23 protein-coding genes, 1 tRNA gene and 1 other RNA gene are annotated in these 21,781 nt (G+C 69.9%); 18 read left to right on the top strand and 7 right to left on the bottom strand.

Annotated elements, in window-relative coordinates; genetic code table 11:
- Nucleotides 1-99: 99 nt before the first annotated feature.
- Nucleotides 100-185: transfer RNA gene (locus tag ABZU75_RS00880), tRNA-Ser, on the bottom strand.
- Nucleotides 186-267: 82 nt separating this feature from the next.
- Here ABZU75_RS00880 and ffs point away from each other — a divergent pair.
- Together ffs and ABZU75_RS00870 are read left to right on the top strand one after the other, a co-directional pair.
- Nucleotides 268-363: signal recognition particle sRNA small type (gene ffs / locus ABZU75_RS00875), an RNA gene on the top strand.
- A gap of 30 nt (nt 364-393) precedes the next feature.
- A complete protein-coding gene (locus ABZU75_RS00870) occupies nt 394-2,562 on the top strand; it encodes a DNA polymerase III subunit gamma and tau (protein WP_355547644.1) in 2,169 nt (722 codons plus the stop codon).
- A 141-nt stretch (nt 2,563-2,703) separates the two neighbouring features.
- Here ABZU75_RS00870 and ABZU75_RS00865 read toward each other — a convergent pair whose 3' ends face one another.
- Nucleotides 2,704-4,170 (bottom strand): GAF domain-containing protein, encoded by a 1,467-nt coding sequence (locus tag ABZU75_RS00865; protein WP_355547641.1) that lies wholly within the window; start codon nt 4,168-4,170, stop codon nt 2,704-2,706.
- 342 nt (nt 4,171-4,512) lie between these two features.
- On the opposite strand from ABZU75_RS00865, the gene ABZU75_RS00860 reads away from it, so the two are divergent.
- From ABZU75_RS00860 to ABZU75_RS00840, 5 genes are all read left to right on the top strand, one after another.
- Nucleotides 4,513-4,866, top strand: coding sequence for a YbaB/EbfC family nucleoid-associated protein (locus ABZU75_RS00860; RefSeq protein ID WP_343971709.1), 354 nt, complete (start codon nt 4,513-4,515; stop codon nt 4,864-4,866).
- A gap of 3 nt (nt 4,867-4,869) precedes the next feature.
- Nucleotides 4,870-5,469 carry a recombination mediator RecR gene (recR, locus tag ABZU75_RS00855; protein ID WP_355547637.1) on the top strand — a complete coding sequence of 200 codons (600 nt, stop codon included), beginning with the start codon at nt 4,870-4,872 and terminating at the stop codon, nt 5,467-5,469.
- Nucleotides 5,462-5,995 carry a DUF5063 domain-containing protein gene (locus ABZU75_RS00850; RefSeq protein WP_350913610.1) on the top strand — a complete coding sequence of 178 codons (534 nt, stop codon included), beginning with the start codon at nt 5,462-5,464 and terminating at the stop codon, nt 5,993-5,995. The genes recR and ABZU75_RS00850 overlap by 8 nt, the downstream gene beginning before the upstream one ends.
- A 91-nt stretch (nt 5,996-6,086) precedes the next feature.
- Nucleotides 6,087-7,361, top strand: coding sequence for an aspartate kinase (locus ABZU75_RS00845; protein WP_355547632.1), 1,275 nt, complete (start codon nt 6,087-6,089; stop codon nt 7,359-7,361).
- Nucleotides 7,358-8,425: an aspartate-semialdehyde dehydrogenase gene (locus ABZU75_RS00840; protein ID WP_350913606.1), complete on the top strand. Its 1,068-nt coding sequence runs from the start codon at nt 7,358-7,360 to the stop codon at nt 8,423-8,425. Before ABZU75_RS00845 ends, ABZU75_RS00840 begins: the two co-directional genes overlap by 4 nt.
- A 115-nt stretch (nt 8,426-8,540) precedes the next feature.
- Here ABZU75_RS00840 and ABZU75_RS00835 read toward each other — a convergent pair whose 3' ends face one another.
- Nucleotides 8,541-9,404 carry a hypothetical protein gene (locus ABZU75_RS00835; RefSeq protein WP_355547627.1) on the bottom strand — a complete coding sequence of 288 codons (864 nt, stop codon included), beginning with the start codon at nt 9,402-9,404 and terminating at the stop codon, nt 8,541-8,543.
- A 557-nt stretch (nt 9,405-9,961) separates the two neighbouring features.
- Between ABZU75_RS00835 and ABZU75_RS00830 the strand changes: the two genes are divergently transcribed.
- Together ABZU75_RS00830 and ABZU75_RS00825 are read left to right on the top strand one after the other, a co-directional pair.
- The gene (locus ABZU75_RS00830) at nt 9,962-10,582 is read left to right on the top strand and encodes a TetR family transcriptional regulator (protein ID WP_355547624.1); all 621 of its coding nucleotides are present in this window, start codon (nt 9,962-9,964) and stop codon (nt 10,580-10,582) included.
- A gap of 81 nt (nt 10,583-10,663) precedes the next feature.
- Entirely contained in the window at nt 10,664-11,431 is a 768-nt protein-coding gene (locus ABZU75_RS00825) for a hypothetical protein (protein WP_355547621.1), read from the top strand.
- A 76-nt stretch (nt 11,432-11,507) separates the two neighbouring features.
- Here ABZU75_RS00825 and ABZU75_RS00820 read toward each other — a convergent pair whose 3' ends face one another.
- A complete protein-coding gene (locus tag ABZU75_RS00820; RefSeq protein WP_350913599.1) occupies nt 11,508-11,672 on the bottom strand; it encodes a hypothetical protein in 165 nt (54 codons plus the stop codon).
- A 355-nt stretch (nt 11,673-12,027) separates the two neighbouring features.
- Here ABZU75_RS00820 and ABZU75_RS00815 point away from each other — a divergent pair, with 355 nt between their 5' ends.
- The 4 genes from ABZU75_RS00815 (at nt 12,028) to ABZU75_RS00800 (ending at nt 15,423) form a co-directional block, all read left to right on the top strand.
- On the top strand, nt 12,028-12,333 hold the full coding sequence (locus ABZU75_RS00815) for a hypothetical protein (protein ID WP_355547617.1): 306 nt from the start codon (nt 12,028-12,030) through the stop codon (nt 12,331-12,333).
- A 185-nt stretch (nt 12,334-12,518) separates the two neighbouring features.
- The gene (locus tag ABZU75_RS00810; RefSeq protein WP_350913597.1) at nt 12,519-13,487 is read left to right on the top strand and encodes an LLM class F420-dependent oxidoreductase; all 969 of its coding nucleotides are present in this window, start codon (nt 12,519-12,521) and stop codon (nt 13,485-13,487) included.
- 3 nt (nt 13,488-13,490) lie between these two features.
- Complete coding sequence (locus ABZU75_RS00805; protein ID WP_355547614.1) at nt 13,491-14,906, top strand: amidase; 1,416 nt, start codon at nt 13,491-13,493, stop codon at nt 14,904-14,906.
- Nucleotides 14,907-15,084: 178 nt separating this feature from the next.
- Nucleotides 15,085-15,423 (top strand): YkvA family protein, encoded by a 339-nt coding sequence (locus ABZU75_RS00800; protein ID WP_355547611.1) that lies wholly within the window; start codon nt 15,085-15,087, stop codon nt 15,421-15,423.
- On the opposite strand, the gene ABZU75_RS00795 is transcribed toward ABZU75_RS00800, so the two are convergent.
- Nucleotides 15,404-16,600 (bottom strand): amidohydrolase family protein, encoded by a 1,197-nt coding sequence (locus ABZU75_RS00795; protein WP_343971677.1) that lies wholly within the window; start codon nt 16,598-16,600, stop codon nt 15,404-15,406. The two genes, ABZU75_RS00800 and ABZU75_RS00795, sit on opposite strands and share 20 nt — an antisense overlap.
- Before the next feature lie 133 nt (nt 16,601-16,733).
- Between ABZU75_RS00795 and ABZU75_RS00790 the strand changes: the two genes are divergently transcribed.
- Nucleotides 16,734-17,435 carry a hypothetical protein gene (locus ABZU75_RS00790; protein WP_355547607.1) on the top strand — a complete coding sequence of 234 codons (702 nt, stop codon included), beginning with the start codon at nt 16,734-16,736 and terminating at the stop codon, nt 17,433-17,435.
- A 21-nt stretch (nt 17,436-17,456) separates the two neighbouring features.
- Nucleotides 17,457-18,155, top strand: a complete 699-nt coding sequence (locus ABZU75_RS00785) for a hypothetical protein (RefSeq protein WP_355547604.1) — start codon at nt 17,457-17,459, stop codon at nt 18,153-18,155.
- Nucleotides 18,156-18,213: 58 nt separating this feature from the next.
- Here the strand turns inward: ABZU75_RS00785 and ABZU75_RS00780 are convergent, their stop codons facing one another.
- Entirely contained in the window at nt 18,214-19,068 is an 855-nt protein-coding gene (locus ABZU75_RS00780) for an SURF1 family protein (RefSeq protein ID WP_355547601.1), read from the bottom strand.
- Nucleotides 19,069-19,273: 205 nt separating this feature from the next.
- On the opposite strand from ABZU75_RS00780, the gene ABZU75_RS00775 reads away from it, so the two are divergent.
- A complete protein-coding gene (locus tag ABZU75_RS00775; protein WP_355547598.1) occupies nt 19,274-19,927 on the top strand; it encodes a VC0807 family protein in 654 nt (217 codons plus the stop codon).
- Here the strand turns inward: ABZU75_RS00775 and ABZU75_RS00770 are convergent.
- On the bottom strand, nt 19,875-20,399 hold the full coding sequence (locus tag ABZU75_RS00770) for a helix-turn-helix domain-containing protein (RefSeq protein ID WP_355547595.1): 525 nt from the start codon (nt 20,397-20,399) through the stop codon (nt 19,875-19,877). The two genes, ABZU75_RS00775 and ABZU75_RS00770, sit on opposite strands and share 53 nt — an antisense overlap.
- Nucleotides 20,400-20,487: 88 nt before the next feature.
- Here ABZU75_RS00770 and ABZU75_RS00765 point away from each other — a divergent pair, with 88 nt between their 5' ends.
- Entirely contained in the window at nt 20,488-21,024 is a 537-nt protein-coding gene (locus tag ABZU75_RS00765) for a GNAT family N-acetyltransferase (RefSeq protein WP_355547592.1), read from the top strand.
- A gap of 146 nt (nt 21,025-21,170) precedes the next feature.
- The gene (locus ABZU75_RS00760; protein ID WP_355547589.1) at nt 21,171-21,767 is read left to right on the top strand and encodes a TetR/AcrR family transcriptional regulator; all 597 of its coding nucleotides are present in this window, start codon (nt 21,171-21,173) and stop codon (nt 21,765-21,767) included.
- Nucleotides 21,768-21,781 lie beyond the last annotated feature (14 nt).

The raw sequence follows: 21,781 nt of genomic DNA, 5'->3' as shown, positions 1-21,781 counted from the left end.
GCGTCGGCGGGTGGGGGGAAGAACCCCCGGAAAAGGCCAACCGAGACCCGAACGCCGGAAGGGGCGGCCCGCCGACGCGGGCCGCCCCTTCCGAGAAGGCGGAGGATAGGAGATTCGAACTCCTGAGGGGTTGCCCCCAACACGCTTTCCAAGCGTGCGCCCTAGGCCAACTAGGCGAATCCTCCGTGGAGAAGCTTACCCAACTTTCGAGGTGCGCGGACCATGGATTTCCGACCCCGAGCACTCGGATCTGAGGCTAGACTGAGGGTCGACCCCTCGCGCGGCGTCATCCTGTGAACCTCCCCAGGGCCGGAAGGCAGCAAGGATAAGCGGGCTCTGGCGGGTGTGCGAGGGGTCTTTCGTTTCAGGACCCCTCGCAGGTGGGATCGTCGCATGAGTCTTGCGCTGTACCGCAAGTACCGGCCCGGAACCTTCGCCGAGGTCAAGGGTCAGGAGCACGTCACCGATCCGCTCCGCCAGGCGCTGCGCAGCGGGCGCATCAACCACGCCTACCTGTTCAGCGGGCCCAGGGGATGTGGCAAGACGTCCAGCGCGCGCATCCTCGCCCGCTCCCTGAACTGTGAGAAGGGCCCGACCCCCGACCCGTGCGGGGAGTGCGAGTCCTGCGTGGCGCTGGCGCCCACCGGCCCCGGCCACCTCGATGTCATCGAGATCGACGCCGCCTCGCACGGTGGCGTGGACGACGCCCGCGACCTGCGCGAGCGGGCCTTCTTCGCGCCGGTGTCGTCGCGCTTCAAGATCTACATCATCGACGAGGCGCACATGGTGACCCGCGAGGGTTTCAACGCGCTGCTCAAGCTCGTCGAGGAGCCTCCCCCTCACCTGAAGTTCGTCTTCGCGACCACCGAGCCGGAGAAGGTCATCGGGACGATCAAGTCCAGGACCCACCACTACCCGTTCCGGCTGATCCCGCCGGCCGCGCTGCGCACGCTCATGGAGGAGATCCTCACCTCCGAGAACGTCCCGTTCGAGCCCGCCGCGCTCCCGCTGGTGGTCCGGGCGGGCGCGGGTTCGGCCCGCGACTCGCTCTCCATCCTCGACCAGCTGTTCGCCGGGTCGGACGAGGCGGGCATCACGTACGCGCGCGCTGTCTCCCTGCTCGGCTACACCGACGGTGACCTGCTCGACGACGTGGTCGCGGCCTTCGCCGGCCGCGACGGTGCGCTGGTGTTCCAGGTGGTGAACCGGGTGATCGAGGGCGGCCACGACCCCCGGCGGTTCGCGATGGACCTGCTGGAGCGCTTCCGTGACTTGGTGATCCTGGCCAACGTGCCGGAGGCGGCCACCAGCGGGCTGCTCGACCGGCCAGGCGACGAGCTGGAGCGGCTCCAGGTCCAGGCGGCCTCGATGGGCCCGGCCGAGCTGACCCGCGCCGCGGAGATCCTCAACGCGGGCCTGATCGAGATGCGCGGTGCGGCCTCGCCCCGGCTGCTCCTTGAGCTGATGTGCGCCAGGATCCTGCTTCCCGGCGCGGCGCAGGGCGAGACGGCGCTGCTGGCACGGCTGGAGCGGCTGGAGCGGGGCGGGGTCGTCGTGCACGCCGCTCCGCAGGCCGCGGCTCCGGTACCGGCACCGGTGGTCCACACGGCGCCCCCGCCACAGGCGGAGCGGCCCGCACCGCCCGTCGTCAAGGCACCCGTCGAGCAGCCCGGCGCCCAGGGCGATGACTGGCCGGTGGCGGTCAGGCCCGGCGCACCGGCTACGGGGCAGCAGGCCCAGGCGCCCGTTCAGCAGGCTCCCGGCGCGCCCGCGCCGGTCGACACGGCGGTCGCGCCCGGTTCCGGGGGCGGGGCCGTGCAGCAGGCGTGGCCCCAGGTGCTCGCCGCGCTCAAGCGGCGCAGCATCGTCGTATGGGCCAACGTCAACACCAACGCCCAGGTCGTCGGGGTCGAGGGCAAGATCGTAACCCTGGGGTTCGCGCAGGTCGGCGCGATGAAGAACTTCACTGGGGGCGGCAAGGACGCGGTCGTCGCGGCGGTGCTGCAGGAGGTTCTGGGCGGGACCTGGAAGGTCGAGGCCGTCGTCGGCAACGGGCCCGCTCCGTCGGGCGGGGGCCGTGCGCCGGCACCGAGACAGCCCCCGGCCCCCCAGCAGCCCACCCCCCAGCCATCGCAGCCGCAGGCACAGGCGCCCGTCCGTCAGGCGCAGGCCCCCGTCGCTCCGCCCGCGCCGCAGGCGGAGCGGGAGGCCCCGGCGGGTCAGACCCCGCCCGCGACGGACGAGTCCTGGCCGGACGCCCCCATGCCGGAGGACCCGGGCTCGCCTCCCCCGCCGATCTCCGGCCCCGGTCCCGGTCTGGCCGCCGCCCGCTCGGCCGCCAAGGCCGCCGCCCAGGCCGGTCCAAGGGCCGTGGCCAAGACCGGCAGCAAGGCGGCCTGGCCCGACGCGGTGCCCGCCCGGGGTAACCGCGGCGCCGCCCCCGACGCCGACGAGGTCGACCCGCTGAACGACGCGGACGCCGACGTCGACGCGCTCACCGGGATGGCCCTCATCCAGCGCGAGCTGGGTGGCCAGATCATCGGCGAGATCGACCACACCTGACGGGCTGCACGTCGCGCTCCCACCCGCGTCCCGGAGGTCTCAGACCGGTCGACGGCGCGCGTTCGCCCTGAAAGTGGTCGCCGGGAAACCCGCCGCACCCGTGGCGGCACGGGAATCCCCGCCTTCGGGATGGCGAGGACCTCAGGGCAGGTCGACGCCGCTGAGGCGGATCCGGGCCGCCACCGCGCGGTGGTCGTGGCGGGGCAGCGTGGCGGCGAGGCGTTCGAGGATCTGGATGTCGTTCCTGCCGTGCTCGGTCTCGGTGTAGGCCCAGAGGTCGTCGGGGTCGCCCCGCCGCAGGAGGCGGGCCCGTACCTGGCCCTCCAGTTCCTCCCGCTCGCGGCGCAGGGCGGGCGCCTCGGAGCGGGGCAGCAGGGGGCCGCGGTAGGCACGGGCGACCGGCGCGGTCTCGCCGGCCGCGAGCAGCCGCTTGAGTTCCAGGAAGTCGGCCTCGACCGTGCAGGTGAGGCGGTACGGCCTGGCGGCGATGGTGTGGCCGAGGTGGATGCGGAGCCGGTGGATCTCGGCACGGATGGTCACCGGATTTCCCGCGTCGCCGTACAAGTGGAAGGAGAGTTGGGCGGCCGTCATTCCCCGGGGGTTGAGGGCGAGCATCGCGAGGATCTCGGCGTGGCGCAGGGAGAGCGGCAGGCGGACCCCCTCCAGGTACGCCGAGGGGTGCTCGGTGCCGAGGAGGGACAGGGTCAGCACGGGGTCACGCGCCGGACCCGCGAGGCGGAGCAGGAAGCCTCCGTCGCCGAGCGGTTCAAGGAAGGCACTCCGCCCGTCGGGCAGGACCAGACGGTGGCCCACCTCGGGCAGGCGGATGCGGTGACCCCACTGCGGTGCGTCGTCACCGGCGATGATCCGCCCGGTCGCGGTGACCAGGGCGCCAGGCTCGCCGCGCAGCGCGCTCACCTGTCTCTCGTGGCGGCGTCTGAGCCGCTCGTCACGTTCGAGCATGCGCAGCGTGAGGTGGCTCTCGGCCAGCCGCGCGGCGGCCTCGACGAGGGCGACGCTCGCCGGGTGCATGGCGCGCGTCGTGCCGCTGACGTCGACGCAGCCCAGCAGGCCGCCGCTGTCGGGATCGATGACCGGCGCGGCGGAACAGGACCAGATGTGGAGTGCCCTGACCAGGTGTTCGGAGGAGAAGACGTGGAGGGGCCGCCGGGTCGCGAGCGCGGTGCCCAGGCCGTTGGTCCCGATCGCCTGCTCGCTCCAGTCGAAGCCGGCGGCCAGCCCCACCTCGTCGGCGCGTTCCATCGTCCGGTGGTCGCCGTCCCGCCAGAGCACCCTGCCCTCGGCGTCGGCGATGAGCAGGATCTGGTCGCCCTCGGCGGCGGCTCCCAGCAGGGTGCCGGTGATGATCGGCAGCAGCCCGCTCATCGGGTGGGCCGAACGGACCTCCCGGACGTCCTGGCCCTCGAAGGCCGGCGGGGCCGACCTGGTCTCGAGGTCGATCCCGGCGTCCAGCGACCGCCGCCACGACGAGGAGATCACGCTTCTGGGTCCCTCGGCCACCGGCTGCTCACCGTCGCTCAGGGCCTCGTGCAGGCGCCGCAGCCGTGACGCGTAGGAGTCGAGATCGGCTGTCTGGACGGCTCTCATCTGGCTGTCGGACACATATCCCCCCGGAACAGAGCCGATGGCGGAAGCATCGGGGCTCAGAACCCCGCACGCAACCCGTTCGATCAAAGAGGGCACGCGAAGAGTGAGCGGACGATCGCAACGTGTGTGCAACCTTCGGACGGTTACCTTTCGATCACACGCCGCCGTGTGCGGCCGCTCCGGGGCGTGTCATGTCGGGTCCCGGACGTCTGGAGGGGGCCCGGGACCCGACGAAGGTTTAATCCCTGTCAGCAGGGAACCCGTGCTCGCTTCAGTACAACACCCGGCTCAGAACCCGTAGGCTCGTGACGACCGATGTCACGAATGAGGAGCACAACGACGGTGAACCCAGGGGATGTCAACCTGCAGCAGCTGCTGGAGCAGGCTCAGCTCATGCAGCAGCAGCTTGTGAGCGCCCAGCAGGAGCTGAACGACGCGGAGGTTCAGGGCTCCGCGGGCGGTGGCCTGGTCGTGGCCACGGTCAACGGCGGGGGCGAACTGCTCGAACTAGAGATCAGCGCCGAGGCCATCGACCCCGGTGACCCCCAGGAGACGGCGGATACCGTCGCCGACCTGGTCATCGCGGCCATCCGCGACGCCGTGCGTGCCGCGGCCGACCTACAACAGGAGAAGCTCGGTCCCCTCGCGCAGGGGCTGGGGGGCGGGGGCGGGCTCGGCCAGCTTCCCGGGTTCTAGGTCATGTACGAAGGGGTCGTCCAGAACCTGATCGACGAGTTGGGGATGCTCCCCGGCGTCGGTCCCAAGAGCGCGCAACGCATCGCGTTCCACCTGCTGGCCGCGGAGCCGGCCGATGTGAAACGGCTCGCGCACGTGCTGCTGGAGGTCAAGGAGAAGGTCCGCTTCTGCCGGGTCTGTGGCAACGTCGCCGCGGAGGAGGAGTGCCGGATCTGCCGTGACGCCAGGCGCGATCCCCACGTGATCTGCGTCGTCGAGGAGTCGAAGGACGTCGTGGCCATCGAGAAGACCCGCGAGTTCCGAGGCCGCTACCACGTGCTGGGCGGGGCGATCAGCCCGATCGACGGTGTCGGCCCCGACGACCTGCGCATCAGAGAGCTCATGACCCGCCTGGCGGACGGCCAGGTCATCGAGCTGATCCTCGCCACCGACCCCAACCTTGAGGGGGAGGCGACGGCGACCTATCTCGCCCGTCTGGTCAAGCCGATGGGACTGAAAGTGACACGACTGGCCAGCGGTCTGCCGGTAGGCGGTGACCTCGAGTACGCGGACGAGGTCACCTTGGGCCGCGCGTTCGAGGGAAGGAGGCTCCTTGATGTCTGATGACGCGTGGAGTGCTCTTGCGGAGCGGATCGCGGAGCACGCGAAGAACTACATCGACGGCCTGACCCGCCTGGCGGGCGGCGAGGGCGGCGACGCCATCCTGCCCCTGCTGCTGGTGGAGGTCGCGCAGGTCAGCTCGGCCGGCGCGCAGCTCGGCGCGAGCCAGGACGTGATCCTGTCGGGCAACTGGGAACCGCATCTGGGCGAGGACCCGGACGTCGACGCCGTCCGAACGGCTCTGGCCGAGCGGCTGGGGCCGGTCGACGACTACGCCGAGGTCTTCGACCCCTACAAGGACACCGGGGTCACTCCGTACCGTCTCTCCGACGACCTGACGGCGGTGGCCGCCGACCTCCTGCACGGTCTGCGGCACCACAGTGCGGGTCGCCCGCTGGAGGCTCTCTGGTGGTGGCAGTACTCCTATTTCAACACCTGGGGAAACCACGCCGGAGCGGCGATGCGGGCACTTCAGGCCCTTGTCGCCCATACCCGGCTTGATGTCGCCGAGGAGCGCACAACCGTGTGATCGTCCACATACTGAGCCACATCAGAAGGTCCCAGCTAGGGCGCCAGTAGACTGTGAACTCCACAGCCCTAGATTGCTTCGGAGACATCTCGTGGCGCTCGTTGTTCAGAAGTATGGTGGTTCGTCCGTCGCCGACGCGTCCTGCATCAAGCGGGTCGCTCAGCGGATCGTCGCGACGAAAAAAGCCGGCAACGACGTCGTGGTAATCGTTTCCGCCATGGGTGACACGACGGACGAACTACTCGACCTCGCCCAGCAGGTCTCGCCGCTCCCGCCTGGCCGGGAGCTTGACATGCTGCTCACCTCGGGTGAGCGCATCTCGATGGCGCTGCTGGCGATGGCGATCGCCAACCTCGGTCAGGAGGCGCGTTCGTTCACCGGCTCCCAGGCCGGCGTGATCACTGACTCCTCGCACGGCCGCGCGCGCATCATCGACGTGACGCCCGGCCGGATACGCGGGGCGCTGGACAACGGCCAGGTCGCGATCGTGGCCGGGTTCCAGGGCGTCTCCCAGGACACCAAGGACATCACCACGCTCGGCAGGGGAGGCTCGGACACCACGGCGGTCGCGCTCGCCGCCGCCCTGAACGCCGACGTGTGTGAGATCTACACCGACGTGGACGGCGTCTTCACCGCCGACCCCCGCATCGTCCCGACCGCCCGTAAGATTCCCAAGATCTCGTACGACGAGATGATGGAGATGGCGGCCTGCGGTGCGAAGATCCTGCACCTGCGCTGCGTTGAGTACGCTCGCCGTTTCGGCCTGCCGATCCACGTCAGAAGCTCGTTCAGCACCAAGGAAGGCACGTGGGTCGTCTCCGACCCCGACAGCGAAGGAACAGAGATGGAGCAGCCGATCATCTCCGGCGTCGCGCACGACCGGAGCGAGGCCAAGATCACCGTTGTCGGGGTGCCCGACAAGGTCGGCGAGGCTGCGACGATCTTCAAAACACTCGCCGACGCCGAGGTCAACATCGACATGATCGTGCAGAACGTGTCGGCGGCGACGACCGGCCGGACTGACATCTCCTTCACGCTGCCCACGAGTGACGCCTCCGTGGCGCTCACCGCGCTGAAGAAGATCCAGGAGCGCATCGGCTTCGAGTCGCTGCTCTTCGACGACCAGATCGGCAAGGTCTCGCTGATCGGAGCGGGCATGCGCTCGCACCCCGGCGTCACCGCGACGTTCTTCGCCGCTCTCGCCGACGCGGGGGTGAACATCGAGATGATCTCCACCTCGGAGATCCGCATCTCGGTGATCGTCGGACAGGACGAGGTGGACACGGCGGTCAGCGCCGCGCACCGCGCGTTCGACCTCGACGCCGACCAGGTTGAAGCCGTGATCTATGGAGGTACCGGGCGATGAGCCGCAAGCCCACCCTTGCCCTGATCGGCGCGACCGGCGCCGTCGGCACCGTGATGCGGGACATCATCTCCGGCCGCGAGAACGTCTACGGAGACATCAAGCTCGTCGCGTCCGCCCGCTCGGCGGGCAAGGTCCTGAGGGTCCGCGGTGAGGACCTCGTCGTCCAGGAGCTGACTCCCGAGGTCTTCGACGGCGTCGACATCGCGATCTTCGACGTGCCGGACGAGGTCTCCGCGACGTGGGTGCCGATCGCCGCCGAGCGCGGTGCCGTCGTCATCGACAAGTCGGGCACCTTCCGGATGAACCCCGAGGTTCCGCTGGTCGTGCCGGAGGTCAACCCCGAGGCCGCGCGCGAGCGGCCGCTGGGAATCATCTCCACCCCCAACTGCACGACCCTGTCGATGATGGCCGCGATGGGTGCCCTCCACGAGGAGTACGGCCTGCGTGAGCTGGTGGTCGCCTCCTACCAGGCGGTCTCCGGCGCGGGTGTGGCGGGCTCGGCCCGCCTCTACGACGAGGTCGAGGCCCTGGCGGGCGACCGTACGGTTGGGCAGACCGCCGGTGACGTGCGCAAGGTCCTGCAGAACAGGCTCGGGGACGCCGAGTCGCCCTTCCCGGCACCGGTGGCGTTCAACGTGGTGCCGTGGGCGGGCTCGCTCAAGGACGGCGGCTGGGCCTCCGAGGAGATCAAGCTCCGCAACGAGTCGCGGAAGATCCTTGGGATCCACGACCTGAAGGTCTCGGCGACCTGCGTCCGCGTCCCAGTGATCACCACCCACTCGCTGGCCGTGCACGCGACCTTCGAGCGTGAGATCACCGTCGCCGACGCCCATCGGATCCTGGAGGCCGCTCCGACCGTGGTCGTCATGGACGACCCGGCCAACGGCGTCTTCCCGACCCCGGCGGACGTCGTCGGAACCGACCCCACCTACGTGGGCCGAATCCGCCAGGCGCTCGACTTCCCCAACACCCTCGACCTGTTCGTCTGTGGCGACAATCTCCGCAAGGGCGCCGCCCTGAACGCGGCGGAGATCGCCGAGCTGGTCGCGGCCGAGTTCGGGTAACCTCCCCGGTCGTGCGGCGGCATCGGATGTCGCCGCACGACCCTCGCGGCGCTCGCGTGAGCGGCGGGCACCGGAGGCGGTGGAACCCGGCGCTTGGGAGGTGGGATCTCGCGAGTCAGCGGAAGAGGATGTCCCAGTGGTCCGCCTCGCGGGCGTAGAGGGTGCCCGAGGTCGCCGATTCGCCGTACAGGGGGGCTCCGTCACCTCGTATGCCCTGTGACGGATAGTTCTTCGTGATGTAGCGGTTGATGCATTCGTTGGGCTTGATGTCCAGCTTGTAGCCCATGTAGTGGCTGTAGGGGCCCGGGGCATGGCCCACCTCGGTGCCGCCGGTGACGACCAGGGGACAACCACTGCGGCGCTTCAGCTCGATCACGTCGGAGACGGTGGCGGCCCGGACCGCCTGCAGCGAGGTGCAGTGCCGTCCGCGACGGTTCGCGCATTTACCCGAGGAGCTCCAGGTCAGGCCCGCCGCCCGCAGGCGCTGCTTGGCGTCCGCCTGCGCCAGCCGCACCGGCTGGCGCTGCTTGGCCCGCTGCGCCTGAGGGGGGTGGGCCTCGGTCGGGCTCTCGGGGGCGGAAGGTGCCTGCTCCGCGAAGGTTTCGGGGAGGGACCGCGGCTGGAAGGCCCGGGTCTCCTGGGGGCTCTGGGGGATCAGGGGGGCTGCCTGTTCCGATGGCGCGTCCGCGGTGGCGGTGTCCCGCGTTCGCGCCGCGGCTTCGATGATCGGGGGAGTCGCCTGTTCCGGTGGTGTGCCCGCCAGGGCGGTGGCCCGCGTCCGTCCCGTGGTCTCGAGGATCAGGGGGGCCGTCTGTTCCGGCGGTGTGCCCGCGGTGGCGATGTCCCTCCCCTGGAGGGAGGGCTCCTGGTGGACGGTCCGGCGGTAGAGCCCGGCGGTTTCCAGGGCGCCGGTGTCGTACGTCCCGATGATCGTGGACCGGCGTGCCTCCGCCGGGCCGACCGTGATCGGCCGGCTCACGATCGTGACGGTGGCCGACGCGTGTCCGCTCTCCGCGGTCGCACTGTCGTCCCGGGCCGATGCGATGAAAGATATCTGCAGAGCGAGCAGTGCTCCGGCGGTGAACCGGGCAGCCCGCTGTCTACAGGGACGTGTCCCCATTATGTATCCCTTGTCGCGGGAGCCCTTCCGCCAAATGGATCAATCCCACCCCCGAACCCGGATGATCCCTCCCGAAGAGTGAATTTTGCCCGGTAATGGGGATCATCGTGCGGCTCGATGACCTGCTGAGACAGGGGGCGCACGGTGCTCGGCATGATCGGGTCGCTACCGTCAGAGGCACGCGGAGGCGAGAGCCGGGTGGCAATAGTTGATATGAGTGGCGGGGGCAATGTGGCGCGCCTAGGGTCGTTGACTGGGGCTTCTCCCTGGTGACGCGGGACGGATGATCTAGGGTTCGTCCAGTGGAGAGAGACCCGACGAGCCCGTTCTCCCAGCTCCAAGCGATAGGTGACAGGTGCTCTATGGCCGAGCCGCCCCCGAGAAGCCGTGGATCAGACAGAACCCGTGAGGTCATCGTGGAGACGGCCCTGCGGCTTTTTCGCGAGCGAGGGTACGAGGCGACCACGATGCGGGCCATCGCCGCCGAGGCCGGGGTGTCGGTGGGCAACGCCTACTACTACTTCGCCTCGAAGGAGATCCTGGTTCAGACCTATTACGACCGGGCCCAGGCCGAGCACGAGGCCGCGTGCGAGAAGCTGCTGGCCACCGAGCACCGATTCGCCGCACGGCTGGAAGGCGTGCTGCGGGAGTGGGTGCGGGTCTCCGAGCCGTACCACGAGTTCGCGGTGAAGTTCTTCAAGCACGCGGCCGAGCCGAGCAACCCGCTCAACCCGTTCAGCGCCGAGTCCTCGCCCTCCAGGGAAGCGTCGATCGAGATCTACCGGCGGGTCGTGGAGGGATCCTCCGACCGCATGGACGCCGAGTTGCGGGCCGAGCTGCCCGAACTGCTCTGGCTGATGTCGATGGGCGTCGTGCTGTTCTGGGTGCACGACGACTCGGAGGGATGCCGACGGACATATCGGTTCATCGAGCTCACCGTGCCGCTGGTGGACCGGCTGGTGGGGCTCTCGCACCTGCCTGGCCTGCGCGGGGTCGCCCGTGACTTCATCGCGGGAGTTCACGAACTTCGCGAGTGAATACCGGCGGAACTCCAGGAATCATCGTGTCGATCTGATTACCCTGAGTGGTTGATTTGATGACGGATTCAAGGGAGTCCCATGGGTTGGGTAGCCGTGCTGGTGGTGCTGTCCGTCGCGATCCTGCTGATCGCGTTCCGTGTGCTGAGGAGGAAGGGGCGGGATGACGACGGGCACGGCTCGTCGTCCATCGACTTCTCCGCCAATCTCGCCCTCGCCGTCTACCTGCTGGTGCTGGCCTACGCCGCGGTCCTGTGCCGGGACGGGCTCTGGGCGACGGAGACCGACGTCCAGGCCGAGGCCGAGAGTCTCACCGAGATGTACTGGTCGGTGGCGCCCATCCCCGAGGCGGTGCCGGTCAGGACCCAGATCCGCCAGTACACCGCGCAGAGCATCGACCTCGACTGGCCGCTCATGGCCGGCAGCGAGATGTCCCCGCTCCCCGGGCAGACCCTCGCCGACATGCGGGCCTCGGTGCTCCGGCTCCAGCCGATCGGCGACGCGAGCAAGAACCTCCAGCAGGACGCGCTCGACCGGATCTCCGAGATCTCCCACGCCCGAACGGTAAGGGGGGACGACGCGAGCACCGGTCTGGAGAGCATCTTCGTGATCTCGATGATCCTCTCCGGGCTGCTGGTGATCGCGCTGCCCTGGACGCTCAGGGTGCGGCCCACGTTCCCGTCGATCGTCGCCGATCTGGTCCGGGTGGGCGTGGTCGTCATCGGGGTGTGTTTCATCATCCTGATCAGCCACCCGTTCAGCGGGCCTGGTGCCGTCGGGCCTGACGCGTTCAAGGCCGCGCAGCGGCAGTACGACCAGATCGACGGCCAGTTTCCCGCCCAGCCGTAGTTCGGCGCGTCCGGGATCGGAAAAGCCCGCCGGTGGTTCCCGGCGGGCTTCGTCGTCCGGTCGTGTGCCGTCCGCGCTATCTGCGGCCCCGGTGGTTGAGGGCGGCGACCGCGGTGACCGAGATCACGCCGGTGAACATCACCAGGAGGACGAGCCTGCGGTCGGTGCCCTCGCGCCGCTCGGCGTAGCGGTCCAGCACCAGTCGCTGCCGCAGGAGGGGAGGAACGCTGGGACGCGTCACCGGTGCGGGCCGCGGGGGGCGGGTCCGGGGTGGTGTCGGCGTGACAGCGGCCTTGGGAACGTAGGCGGGCGGGAGGGGCCGGGGCGGTGAGGGTGGGGCGGGCGTAGGCGACTCCGGTTCGGGCTCGGGTGTCGGTTCGGGTTCAGGTTCGGGTTCGGGTGTCGGTTCGGGCTTGGGTTTGGAATCCGGCTCCGGTTCCGGCTTGATCGGAATGTCTGCCGGATAGCCCGGTTTCTTCGGATGGTCCGGTTCGGGTTTCACCTCGGCGGGAAACGCGACCGGATCCTCGGGCTCCCAGTTCACCCGGGGAGGTGCTGTCGGGTAGTCGGGCTCGGCCTTCATCTCGGGTGGCGGCATGGCCGGATATCCGGGCTCCCAACTCGCCTGGGGGCCTGCCGTCGAGTGGTCCGTCTCGGGTTCCGGGCGCGCTGAGCGACTGGAGGCCGAGATCGGCTTTCTGACGTGCTGGACGACCCGCGGGGCGGGCGGGCCGGCACCGCCCGCCGTCAAGAGCGTCGAGCGCGTCGAGAGCGCCGAGAGCGAGGGCGGCACGGCCGGCGCGGCCGGTGCGGGGGCCGCGATACAGGTCGCGAGGATCGCCGCGCCGAGCAGGCCCCGTCGTTTTTTCCTCCACCGATGCGTCGTCACGCAAGGTTTCTAACATCATACGGAAAGTAATGAGAGGGTAAGCGGGGAGTCGATATAGATCATTACATCCGGGGCATACCGTCTGGTTGGTACAGTCAACCTATTGACGACCCCCCGGCCGGGTGCGGCAAGCTACATCAGAATGTCGTTCTAGGGGGAAGGTCCCGGGGCGGCGACCACTGACATGGAGGCGGCACGATGGTTACGGGCCCACGCTGGGGTATGACGGTTCCCTTCTACGACCGCTCGCTGGCCGGTTCCAAGGATCTGATCGCCGAACTCCCCGGGCTCGGCTACACCGACGCCTGGTCCGCCGAGGTCAACGGCGTCGACGGCTTCGTGCCCCTGGCGATGGCCGCGGAATGGGCGCCTGGGGTACGGCTCGGCAGCGCGATCGTCCCGGTCTCCACCCGGGGGCCCGGCCTGCTCGCCATGTCCGCCGCGACGCTCGCCGACCTCGCCCCCGATCGCTTCGTCCTGGGCATCGGGGCCTCCTCCCCGGCCATCGTGGAGCGCTGGAACGCCGGAGCGTTCGTCAAGCCGTTCGCCAGGACCAGAGACACCCTGCGCTTCCTGCGCAAGGCCCTCGCGGGAGAGAAGGTCACCGAGCGGTACGAGACGTTCGAGGTCAAGGGTTTCAAGCTGGAGCGCGCCCCCAAGATCCCGCCGAAGATCGTGCTCGCCGCGCTCCGCCCCCGCATGCTGCACCTGGCCGCCGGCGAGGCCGACGGCGCGATCACCAACTGGCTCTCGCCGCAGGACGTGCTGAAGGTCAGGGCCGAGGTCGGGCAGGAGACCGAGCTGATCGCCCGGCTGTTCGTGTGCGTCAGCGAGGACGCGGAGAAGGTGCGCGAGCTCGGGCGCTGGATGCTCGCGAGCTATCTGACGGTCCCGGTCTACGCGGCCTTCCACGACTGGCTGGGGCGCGGGGAGGTGCTGCGGCCGATGCACGAGGCATGGGCGGCCGGTGACCGGCAGGCGGCGCTCAAGGCCATCCCCGACGAGGTGGTGGACGAGCTCATCGTGCACGGCGACGCCGCCACGTGCAGGGCCAGGATCAGGGAGTATGTGCGCAACGGTCTGAGCACCCCGGTTCTCGCCCCCATCCCCGGTGGCGAGGTTCCGATCACGCAGGCCGTACGAGATCTGGCCCCCGCCGAGGAGTGACTCTTGCATGACCTGTTGAAGTTGGACGCGCTCGGACAGGCGCAGGCCGTATGGAAGGGAGAGGTCTCTCCGAGAGAGCTCGCCGAGGCGGCGATCGCGCGGATCGAGGCGTGTGACGGCGCGATCAACGCGGTGGTCCACCGCAGGTTCGAGCGGGCACTGGAGGAGGCGGACAAGGTCGAGCTCGACGCTCCCTTCGCGGGGGTGCCGACACTGTTGAAGGATCTGGGCTGGGGCATGGCCGGTGAGCCGTACCGCGCGGGATCGCGTACCCTCGACGGGATCTCGGCGGAGCGTGACGGCTACGCGGTGGCCAAGCTGCGCCGGGCGGGGTTCACGATCCTGGGCCGGACCAACACCCCGGAGTTCGGCACCGCGATCACCACCGAGCCGGTGGCGTTCGGCCCGACCCGCAACCCGTACGACCTCCGCTACAGCAGCGGCGGGTCGAGCGGGGGATCCGCGGCGGCGGTGGCGGCGGGCATGGTCGCGGTGGCCACGGCCAGCGACGGCGGCGGATCGATCCGGATCCCGGCGAGTATGTGCGGGCTGGTCGGGCTGAAGCCCAGCAGGGGCAGGGTCAGCTCGGGGCCGTCGGCGGGCGAGCCCTGGGCGGGCTTCTCGGCCGCGGGCCTGCTCTGCCGTACGGTCAGGGACAGCGCGGCGACCCTCGACGTGGTCGCGGGGACGATGCCGGGTGATCCGTACGGCGCGTCCGCCTGGCGGCGCCCGCTCGCCGAGGAGGTCGGCGCCGACCCCGGGCGGCTGCGGATCGGTTTCCTCACCGAACATCCGGACGGGACCGTCCCGCCGGAGGCGGACCTGGTGGCCGCGGTCACCGGGGCCGCCGGGTTGCTGGCGGCGCTGGGGCACGACGTCGAGCCGGGGGGACCGTCCGCGCTCGCCGAGGACGGCTTCGCCACGCACTTCGGCACCGTCGTCGCCGCCCACGTGGCCGCCGACCTGGAGGACATCGGGCGCTGGCGCGGCAGACCCGTGGAGCTGGACGAGGTGGAGACGCGCAACCGGATCCTGGGCGCGGCGGGTCGCGAGCTCGGTGCGGTCGGCTACCTGGCCTCGCGCGACTGGATCGACGGGTTCCGGCGGCGGATGGCCGCCTGGTGGGAATCCCACGACCTGCTGCTCATGCCGTCCCTGGGGGTGGCGCCTTTCCGCCTCGGCCGGCTGCCCGCGGACGACGTCAGCCTCTCGCGGGGCCTGACCAACCAGGCGGTGGCGTTCACCTCGCCGATCAACGCCACCGGGCAGCCCGCGATCTCCCTGCCGCTGCACCGCACCGCGGACGGTCTGCCGGTAGGCGTGCAACTGGTCGCCGCGGCGGGACGGGAGGATCTGCTCATCCGGGTGGCCGCCCAGATCGAGGAGGAGCGGCCCTTCCAGCATCCGGCGATGCGCTGACGCTATTTTTTCGGGATATTTGGTGATATCGGGGAACGGATGGACGGGAGCGGCGGCGGGGGTGTGATCGTCCCGGTCGCGGCGGGCGTTCGGGAACCGTATCGGAAAATCACGCGTTATATCGTGAGGTGGTGGGGTAATACGCCACCAGGCGAACGTGCTTCCGAGAGGAATCCCCATGGCGAAGGCGGCGCGCGCGGCGCAGGCGTGGAAGACGTACAGGAATGTGTCGAAGCCGGGCTCGCCCGGTCTCGGCGCTCGCCTGCGCGCCCTCCCCAGGATGATCGGCGCGGTCATGCGCGGGCAGTACCCCGGTATGAGCAAGGGCAAGCTGACCATGATGGGCCTTGGCGTGCTCTACATCATCTCGCCGATCGACGTCATCCCCGACTTCCTGGTTCTCATCGGAGTGGCCGACGACTTCGGCGTCTTCCTGTGGCTGATGAGTTCCCTGCTCGGCGAGGGCGGACGCTACGTCGACTGGGAGCGTGACCGGGTCAGAGCTGTTCCATCCTGAGCCAGGCGCGAGAGGGCAGCGGGTGGCCGAACAGGCGGGCGGCGTTGCCGTAGGCCACCCGGGCGATGTCGGCGGGCGGCAGGCTGCCCAGGTTCGTCGCGATGGCCTGCTGGGTGTCGGGCCAGGTGGAGTCGGAGTGGGGGTAGCCGCTCTCCAGCAGAACGTGCTCCAGCCCGACGGCGAGCCGCACCCCGGACAGGGCGTGGTCGTTGAGCGTGCCGAAGAAGAAGTTTCTGCGCAGGACCTCGCTGGGCTTCAGGCCACCCTCCCAGGAGGCCTCGCCGGCCACCGGGTGGTCGAGCGCGTAGTCGGCCCGCTCGGCGAGCATCGGCAGCCAGCCCACTCCCCCCTCCACGATGAGGATCCGCAGCGCGGGGAAGCGCAGCGGGATGCCCGACCAGAGCCAGTCGGCACAGGCGAACATGGCGCTCGTCGGCATCAGTGTGGTGATCGCCTCGATCGGGGTGTCCGGCGAGGGGACGGGTGCCCAGGAGCCGGCGCCGGCGTTCAGGCAGACGACCGTGCCCGTCTCCTCGCAGGCTTGGAAGAACGGGTCCCAGTGGTCGCTGTGGATGGACGGCAGACGTAGCCGGGTGGGGAACTCGGGAAAGAGCACCGCCTTGAAACCGCGCGCCGCGTTGTCGCGGATCTCCTTGGCGGCGATCTCGGGGTCGGTCAGCCAGGGCAGCTGCAAGGCGATGATCCGCTCCGGATAGGTGCCCGCCCAGACGTCCACGTGCCAGTCGTTCCACGCGCGCAGGATCGCCAGGCCGAGTTCCTGGTCGCGGGTCTTGGCGAAGACCATGCCCGACTGCCCGGCCAGCATGCCGGGGAAGCAGAGCGCGGCCCAGACGCCGGCGCGGTCCATGTCCTCGATCCGGGCCTCGATGTCGTGGCAGCCGGGACGCATGTGCTCGAACCGCACCGGGTCGAGCGTCCACTGCTCGCGGGGCAGACCGGCGCCCACGTCGAGCCCGGCGCAGGGGTAGGTGGCACCGCCGTAGCGCCAGACCTGGTGACCCGAGTCGGTCTCGACCACCTTGGGAGCCAGCTCGGCGTACTTCTCCGGCAGCCGGTCGTCGAACATGTCGGGCGGCTCGATCAGGTGGTCATCGGCCGAAATGATCACATAGTCCCGCCGCCTGGGCTCGGGGTCGGGGAGCAGCGGCGTAGTCACACGGTCAACCGTATGACGCTGGAATAACACTGTTCAAGCCGCAAGGTCTCCGGTTGGTATCTCTGTCTCCCAAGACGTCTCTTACCGGCGTCCTACAGGGCCACCGGCTAGCCTGTCTGGCGGTGGATCTCGCGTGACGGGGGCAGAGATGCGAGTGGTGGTTCCGGCACGGGGCGACATACCGTACGTCGTGCGCCTGGCACTGCTGTTCGTGCTCGCGATCTCCACGGTGGTCGTCCACCTCAACCAGGCGCCACCCCTGCGGCCCGCCTCGGAGCTCATCTCGGACCTGCGGGACGGCGGGGTGACCAAGGTCGTCTACGACCGCAACTGGCCCGCCTACGGCACGCTGACGTGGTCGCACGGGCCGCTCTCCTGGAGCCAGGCCCGCTTCGACCAGCCCGACGACGTCTGGGACCCCGAGACCACCCGGCTGGTCCCCGAGGCCCTTGAGCGCCGCCAGGGGGCCTTCCTGGCCCAGGTACGCGCCGTAGCCGACCCCGGCGTGGAGATCGTGCGCACCGAGGGCTTCGGCGGTCTGATGGGCTCGCCCGCTTACGGGCGCTGGTGGGAACCCTTCGGCCCGGTGGCGGTGGCGGCGGAGGTGCTGGCCTGGCTGCTCATGCTGACCCGGCCGAACCCCCGCTACGCCAGCCGCTGGGCATGGTTCTGGATGTTCCTCACCGGCGGTTCGCTGCTCTACGTCCTGCTGGAGCCCCATCCCCTGTGGCGCGGACCGTACGAGGTGCTGCCCGCACCGGCCAGAATCGACGGCACGCGAGGGTTCGCGATCGCGGTGGCACTCCTTTTCGGTATGGCGATGGTCAACGCATGACCATGAGGTAGTAAATAAGGTATGGCTCCCGAAGTGGTCGAAGTCCGGCGCGGCTGGCGGATCCTCGGGCTGACCATCCGGACGGTGCTTCTGCTCGTCCTGCTCTTCGGCGTCCTGGTCACCGTGCTGAGCCTCACTCCCCGGCCGGGGACGCGGGCCGAGCTCCGCGCCGCGGCGGCGGCCGACCGCGTCTCCTTCCTCGAGTACGACGAGCAGTCCGGCGCGATCCACCGGGTCCGCTGGGCCCAGGGCCCGCTGATCTGGCGCGAGATCGGCCCGGAGGCGCTCCTGGCGGAACGGCCCGCCTACACGAGGGCGGATCTCGGGGGCGACCTGGGCCGGAGCCGGATCAGGGCGACCGAGCCGGACGACTCCGGCAGATGGGAGCTCGTGCCCTTCTGGGTCAGAAAGGTGCCTGCGTCCGTCGGTGGCGTGTGGGTGCTCGGAGCCTGGGTGCTCGCCGCCCTGATCATGCTCGGTTCGACGCCCAGGCTGGGCAACCGGTGGGCCTGGCTCTGGCTCTTCACCGTCGGGCAGGCCGGCGCGATGCTGTTCCTGCTGTTCGAACCCCGCCCGCTCTGGTTCGAGGCCGGGCGGCGCCCCGTGCCGCGCGAGCGGCTCGGCGGGGTACGGGGGTTCCTGCTGGCGCTCGGGGTGGGCCTGCTCTCCACGGGTCTGGCGTTGGGCGCCGGCACTCTGCTGAACCTCGTCGGCGGCTAGGCTCAGCGGCTTTCCGCCGGGTCCGCAGCCGGGTGCCGGTGTTCAGGCGGGTTCTTCGTCAGGTGCCGGCCCGCTCAGCCGGTGCGGTCCGCTCGGGGGCGTCCGGGAGTTCGGCGGGGTCGCCGGGTTCTGGACCGCCGGTCGTGGCCGGCGCGGCGGTGGCCACGGCCCTGAGGTCGGCGGCCTCCCTGCGGATCAGCAGTGCCCAGCCGCCGATCGCGATCCCGATGAACAGCCACCACTGCACGCCGTACGCCAGGTTGAGCCCGCCTCCCCCGCCGACGTCCGGCGCCGGGACGGGTTCCGGCGCGGTGGTGGCCGCGGGCGACTGCCCGGTCAACTCGACGTACCCGCCGAGAAGCCGGTACGGCAGGCGGCTGCCGATCGCCTCGGTGTTGATCAGCAGGACCTGGCCCGTGGGCAGGCCCGCTCGGTCCCGGATGCCCGAGGTCTCCTCGGTCTCGGTGGGCCGTAGCCTGCCGGTGACAGTTACCTCACCCGAGGACGGGGCGGGGACCTCGGGGAGGGCGTCGGCCGTGGCACCCGCCTTGACCCAGCCCCGGTTCACCAGCACACCGGTGCCGTTCGGGGAGATCAGCGGGGTCAGCACGTAGAAGCCGACCACCTTGTTCTGGGTGCGGCGCCTGACCAGGAGCTGGGCGTCCGCGTCGTACCTGCCGCTGACCGTGACGGGGCGGTATTTGTCCTGCACGGAGACGGTGCCGCCGGGCGAGGTCAGCTCTTCCGCGGAGACGGGGGCGGTGGCGAGGTTGCGGGTGATCTGGTCGCTGCTGGTGGATCTTTCCGTGAAACGCCCGAACTGCCACTGGCCCAGCAGTACGAAAGCGGGGATGACCAGCAACACCACCACGTGCAGAGCCAGCCATCGGGGAGTCAGCAGAAACCGGTACACGCTCTCAAGAGTAGGCACCGGGAGTGCCGCCCCGTCCTCCGAGTGCGCGTTTGGGAGTGGCGGGGGGTGCCTGCGGGCGTAGTAAGGTGCCCGGAACCGCGCGATCGCCGGATGTCATGGAAAAATTCATGGACACTTCGGACATCGCATATGGTCGGCTGAAATATCCCCCGGGACGTTCCACCACCCTCGGAGCCTGCTCCTGATGACTGTGCTCATGCCCGCTCCCACGGCTCCGATCGCACTCCCCCGTCTCGGCGCTCTGCTGCGGCATGCCGCCCCCAGGGTGTTCGAGAGCATGATGCTTCCCGTTCTCGTCTTCTACGTCGCACTGATCTTCACCAACTCGCACGTCGCGCTCGCGGTGGCGGCGCTCTGGGTCTACGGCGGGGTCGCCTGGCGACTGGTCAGGCGGAGTGAGGCGCCCGGCACGCTCATGCTGGCGGCGGGCACGATCACCGTCAGGGTGGTGCTGACCGTGGCGACGGGCAACCCCATCGTGTTCTTCCTCCAGCCCTGCCTCGGGGTGTTCTGCGTGAGCATGGGTTTCCTGCTCACCGCGCCGTTGCGGCGGCCGCTGATCCGGCGGGTGGTGGCCGATCTCGTGCCGCTGCCCGACCAGGTGACGGAGCACCCGCGAATGCGCCGTTTCTTCGTGTCGCAGTCGGTGCTGTGGGGTTGCGCGCAACTGCTGAACGCGGCGCTGAGCCTGTGGCTGCTGCTCAGCCAGACTCTGGAGACCTACCTTCTGGTGCGCACCTCGGCGGTCGCGGTGCTGCTCGGCGGTGCGGCACTGATCTCGGTGCTCAGCCTCCGGCACTGCCTGCGGGGGCTGGAGACGCGGGGGCTGGAGGGCTGAGGCGCATGCCGGGGCCGGGAAGCGGGGTGACCTCTCTCGGGCCGGACACCTCGTGCCCCTCTGCGCAGCGGAAGTGCTGCTCGATCGGAGCGCCGCAGCCACGGTGGGTGAGGAGTGTCGGCGGCCCCTCGTGGTCACTGAGATACCTGTCGCCCCACCGCATCAGGGCCACCAGGGTCGGGTAGAGGTCGAGACCCATCTGGGTCAGCCGGTATTCGTCGCGCTGCCGTTGCCCGGGTTCGCGGTAGGGCACCTTGCGCAGCAGCCCCTCCTCCACGAGACGGGCCAGCCTGGCGCTGAGCACCTGCCTGGGTGCTCCCGTGGCGGCCTGCATGTCGGCGAAGCGCCGTACCCCGCTGAACGCCTCGCGCAGCACCAGGAACGTCCACTTCTCGCCGACGATGCCGAGGGCACGCTCGATGGAACAGTTCTCCGGCCGCAGGGGCAGGTTGCCGGGAGCCGCCTCACTCATGTGCGAATCGTAAGTCGCCATGGCGCCACCTCCAACGCTCATCTAAGTCTACTTGACATACTCAGCTCTCTCGCGAGAATCTGAGTCCATGATGCGAACTCAGCTGGCGTCGCCGTGCCAGGCCTCGGCGCCGCCCGTGCCCGTGGACGCCATGCCGGAGGCCGTCGAGATCCGGCCCGCGCGGCCGGATGACGAGGAACGGGTCCGTCGCTTCCTCGGGGGGCTGTCGCCCCGGACGCAGGCACGGCGGTTCTTCACCGGGGTGAGCCGTCCCGGCGCGGGCTTCGTCAGGGCGCTCCTGGCGGTGGACGAACGGTGCGACGCGCTGCTCGCGGTACACGGGGACCTCGTCGTCGGGCACGCTATGAGCTACCGGAGAGAGGGAGAGGTGACCGACGTCGAGATCGCCGTGGTGGTGGGCGACGAGTGGCAGGGAGTGGGGCTCGGCTCCCGGCTCGTCCGTGCGCTGATGCGCCGCGCGGCGGCCCGGGGGGCCGGGACGGTGGGGATGGACGTGCTCGGAGACAACCGCACGGTGCTGGCGATGATCCGCAAGATGTGGCCTGAGGCGACCATGCGCGCCTCCTGCGGCACGGTGGAGGTGACCGCGAGAATCCTGCGCTGAGGGGCCCCGCGCCGGGACGCGGGCATGTGGGCGGGGCTTCCGGGGCGGTGGCGCGGTGTCGCGATCAAGGCGGTATGATCGGCGTGGTCCAAGCTGTTTCCCGCACAGTTTGCGGAATAAGGTTCTGGTGCCTCACCATTGGAGTCGTGAAGACTGCCAAGAACGGACGCGACGGCCGCACCAGGATCGTCGAGGGCGCCCTACGACGATTCAGCCAAGATGGTGTCTCGGCCACCACGCTGGCCAGCCTCCGTGAGGAGAGCGGCGTCAGCGTCGGCAGCTTCTATCACCACTTCGCCAGCAAGGAACATGTCTTCGGCGTCCTGTACGCCGAGACCCTGCGCATGTACCAGGACGCGTTCCTCGCCGAGCTCCATCGCCACGAGGGGGCGAGGGAGGGCATCGAGGCCATCGTCGCGCTGCACATGTCCTGGTGTGGCGAGCATCGCGAGCGCGCCCACCTGCTGATCAGTGAGCGGCCGCCCAGGCGTGAGGAGCCGGGCGGCACCGAGGTGTCGGAGTCGCGCAGGGCGTTCTTCAGAACGGTCTCCGACTGGTGGCGCCCGCACATGAGGGAGGGCCTGCTCCAGCCCGTCCATCCGACGATGTGCTACGTGCTCTGGCTTGGACCGGCCACCGAGATGTGCCGCCTGTGGTTCGCCGGGGCGCACCAGCCCACCTCCGAGGAGATCGGCGGCCTCTGTGAGGCGGCCTGGCAGAGCCTGCGGCAGCAGGGCTCCTGACCGCCGTCACCGGT

Origin of the sequence: Streptosporangium sp. NPDC005286 (assembly GCF_040607515.1) — a bacterium.
In the GTDB taxonomy this organism is placed as follows: Bacteria; Actinomycetota; Actinomycetes; order Streptosporangiales; family Streptosporangiaceae; genus Streptosporangium.
This window is presented reverse-complemented; position numbering and strand designations above follow the sequence as displayed.